The following is a 3,492-nucleotide window of genomic DNA, read 5'->3' as shown; positions in this document are numbered from 1 at the left end:
GAGGACGACCAACTGTTTCAACAAACCGCTCCCGCCGCTGGATTCGACCTCCCACGCGCGGGACTGACGCACTGCACAACGTCCCGCCCGTACGTCGGTATCTCGGCCCCGCGCGGGGGGTTGACGACTGGCCGCGACTGTAGGCGGGAAAGAGGATCACAGGGCCGTGAGGCCCTGCGGCGGTCAGAGCCTGATCTGCGAACGGTCGCGCACGTACAGTGGCGAGTCGGCGGTGAGCCCCCGGAGAAGAATCCGGTTTTCCGACAGCAGGTAGCGCACCCGTCCCGACACCGACGAGGCGAGCGTGGAGATGAAGCTCTGGGATGCCTCCCGCAGCGGGCTGAGCCAGCGTCCCTCGACCGCCTCCTGCACCCACAGCTGCTCGACGTGCATCTTTTCACGTATACACGAGGCGGGATGGATCGCCTGCTCGAGGCGCCGGTAGGCGTCCATCAGAAGCATGGCGGCGGGCATCTCCCGTACCTCCTGGACCTTCTGACCGTTCGCAATCTCCTCCAGGCCGATGAAGCGGCCCAGACCGAACTGCCCGACGACGTCGTTCAGCCTGGAGATCAAGGAGATACCGTCTCTTTCGACACCGTCGAGGGCCACGGGTATCCCGGCCTCGAAGGTGACCTCGACCTCCACCGGGTCGGCGCTGCGGTACCGGGTCCAGTGGAAGAGCGACTCCGGAATCTCTATGTTCTCGGGGTCGTCGAGCCCGGCGGCTTCGAACTCCCGGCACCAGATGTTGACATCGGTGCTGAAGATCGATGCGCCGTCGTCGATGATGCCGACTTCCGCCAGCGTCCAGCGTTTTTCCTTCCGATGGGGAGGCCTGGCGGAAAAAGGTGACCCGTAGCGTCCGTTGAACCCGAGGTCGGCGAGGGTCCGGTTGAAGCGTCGCAGGCTGTTCTGTGTTGCGTCCGCGGTATGCAGGATGACCGAGCAGCCGCGCCGGGTGGCTTCGTCGAAGGCCGTCCGGGCAAGCAGGGGACGGGACAGCGAAGCTGATATCGGATGTGTTCCCCCGTAGCATGCCTGGGCCGCGATCGAGGGGAACACGTAGTCCCGCACAAAGGTCGCCGTCTGGTCCAGCACGATGTGCTCGAAGGGAAGTCTTTCACAGATCATCCGAGCACGGTTGATGTCCGCTCCCCCACCGAGGTCGCAACTGAGAACAATCACCTCGGCGCTCGGACGGACCCGGTGAATATGGTGCAGGAGGTACGTGCCGTCAAGCCCGCCACTGTAAAGAATCATCAGCCGGCTGGTCGCGAGGAAACCCTCGTCGATTTCCTCGAGTTCCTTCGCGTCCAGGCGGTGAGGTGTCTGCAGCATCCGCACGACCGTCTCGGTACGCATGATCACATGGCGAACGCCGGCTCGTCTGACAACTCCGTCCGCCACCGACAGACCGACCTCAGGAATCAGGTCGCTGAGCCTTCTTTTTGCTTCACGCAGGATCGGGTGGTCGTTGTAGGAATCCGGGGCGATCGCGAACAGGGGCCGGAACTGCTCCGCCAGGAACTCGATGAAATCGACTACCTGGGCGCGGGTCGACTGGTTGCGCGTGTCAAGCACGTCACAGACAGACTGCAGGTCCGAATGAAAGACCCGATAGGGGCTGTTCGGCTGGCTGAACTCCTGCATGAGGCGGGCCAGGTCGTGACGCACCCGCATCTCAAGATCTGCGGCGCTGTCGAAGGACCACGGCGAGAACCGGAGCATGAGCTCCCGGCGGAACTCCGCCTGAAGCTGCTGGCGGCCGGGCGGCTCGGGGCCTTCCGGCCCCGCCCCATCCGATTCGACAAGATAGATCAGCAGCTGCTTTCCCAGCGCGCGGGCGCGGTCGTGCTCGGCCATCGTCGCGGATCGTAAGGGATCGGCGGAGGGGTCACCGAAGTGGTGGCCTATGATCCCGACATAGACGTCGCAGGCGCTCACCTCGTCCAACAACGGCTGCCGGTTCCGTTGGTCGCGGTTTTTCAGAATCTCGATGGCTGTGCCTTCGCCGGTCTGGGCAACGACACGCTCTTGAGCCGGGTGCCAGTACTCGTCGAGATCGGCCACGGTACCGCCGACGAACACCCGCATGGGGCTGTTTGCATGGTCGGGCGCCGCGGCCCGTACGCCGGGGGTGGGAGGCGGTCCTTCCAGTAACGTGAGAGCAATTTCCGCGATCTTCTCGTTCTCGTAGTTCTCAATGGTGTCGGGATGCAGTCCCACTCCGTCGGCCAACCGTCGGCGCCGGGCCGTGAGAATTCCTGGATCGTCGAAGAACCTGGACATACCCGTGGCCGAGGGTTCGGAGAGTGCATAGGCGTTGCGCAGGGATCTGCTCCTGATACTCAGGTCGAGATCCGACAGCATCTGGATGAGCACCGCAAACGCGCTCGACACGGAACTGTCCCGACCGAAGGCGAGGCTCCATTCCTGGAGAACCGCCAGGAGGCTGTGCCGTTGTTGCAATGCGGGCAAGGAGAGACCTCGACCTTTCCGGAGGCTGGTCAGATCGTCGATCAATGCCTGCCGGGTCCGCTCACGTGAAAAACTTCCCCCTTTTCGCACCCCACACACTCTCTCTTCCGATTTTTTTCCTATTACCTGAAATTATCTGCCATCTCTCCTCTAGTCACGAGGTTCCGCTCATGTGACTCTAGGGCTGGTTGGTTCAGCAGGGAAGGCACCGGCCGGCGGGAGATGGCCGACGGAGCCCAGCTCTTATCAGGGGGTGTCACGTGGAGCCGATCCTCGTCTTCTTCCTCGTCATGATCTCGCTGCTCTCGGTCGGCTGCGTGTTCCTGCTCCTTCTTCTGCGACTGGCCGAGGAACGGCGTGATGTCATGGACGCTCGCCGGCTTGCCGCCAGCGTTCACTATCCGTGGAACCCGAACAACCGGGTGTCAAGGCACCCCGAAGGTTCCGAGCAGTGGGTCGAATAGAATCTCCGCCGGCCCTCGCGGGATAACCGGACGAGGGCCGGCGGCAGCTGGCGACATCGGTGCTCAGCATGAGTTGGGGACGGCTCTGACGATTCCGGCGACAACTGCCGACTTTCAAGATCGACTTTGTGGCGGGGGTCGTCAACAGCGTTGACTACAGCATGGGCAAAGGAGGAGATCGCAGGAGGGGCGAACCGCGTCAGAACACCCCGACTGCGCTGTCCTCAACGGCGGTGTCTCGACCGGCCAGCTTCACAACGGCGTTCCGCGTGGCGATCGCCCGCGGGCCGATCCCCCCGATGCTCAGGGCGGCAGCCGCGGCGGCAAACCGGACCGCGTCACTGACGGTGAACCCACTATCCAGCGCGATGAACAGCGAGGCGGCGAAAACATCCCCTGCGCCGGTGTCGTCGACGAGATGGTCGGTCGCGATAGCAGAAAACTCCTGTTTCCCGTTCGCGAGCAGCACCTCCGCTCCCCGGGGTCCCTTGGTGACCACGACAATTCCACCGGCCCGACGCACCGCTTCGGCCACACCGGTCAGATA

At 63.5% G+C, this 3,492-nt stretch carries 3 protein-coding genes; 1 reads left to right on the top strand and 2 read right to left on the bottom strand.

What is annotated here, in order from left to right; all coding sequences use genetic code 11:
• Positions 1 to 183: 183 nt before the first annotated feature.
• Complete coding sequence (locus DD1DGNOD_RS13760) at positions 184 to 2,481, bottom strand: argininosuccinate synthase domain-containing protein (protein WP_131770326.1); 2,298 nt, start codon at positions 2,479 to 2,481, stop codon at positions 184 to 186.
• A 260-nt stretch (positions 2,482 to 2,741) separates the two neighbouring features.
• Between DD1DGNOD_RS13760 and DD1DGNOD_RS13755 the strand changes: the two genes are divergently transcribed.
• The gene (locus DD1DGNOD_RS13755) at positions 2,742 to 2,945 is read left to right on the top strand and encodes a hypothetical protein (RefSeq protein WP_131770325.1); all 204 of its coding nucleotides are present in this window, start codon (positions 2,742 to 2,744) and stop codon (positions 2,943 to 2,945) included.
• A 199-nt stretch (positions 2,946 to 3,144) separates the two neighbouring features.
• Here DD1DGNOD_RS13755 and DD1DGNOD_RS13750 read toward each other — a convergent pair.
• Positions 3,145 to 3,492: PfkB family carbohydrate kinase (locus tag DD1DGNOD_RS13750; protein ID WP_241255703.1), on the bottom strand; the 348-nt coding region annotated here is incomplete at its 5' end.

The organism is Candidatus Protofrankia californiensis (genome assembly GCF_900634765.1).
GTDB classification, from domain to species: Bacteria; Actinomycetota; Actinomycetes; order Frankiales; family Frankiaceae; genus Protofrankia; species Protofrankia californiensis.
The sequence above is the reverse complement of the archived record's forward strand: the minus strand, read 5'-3'. Positions and strand labels throughout refer to the sequence as shown.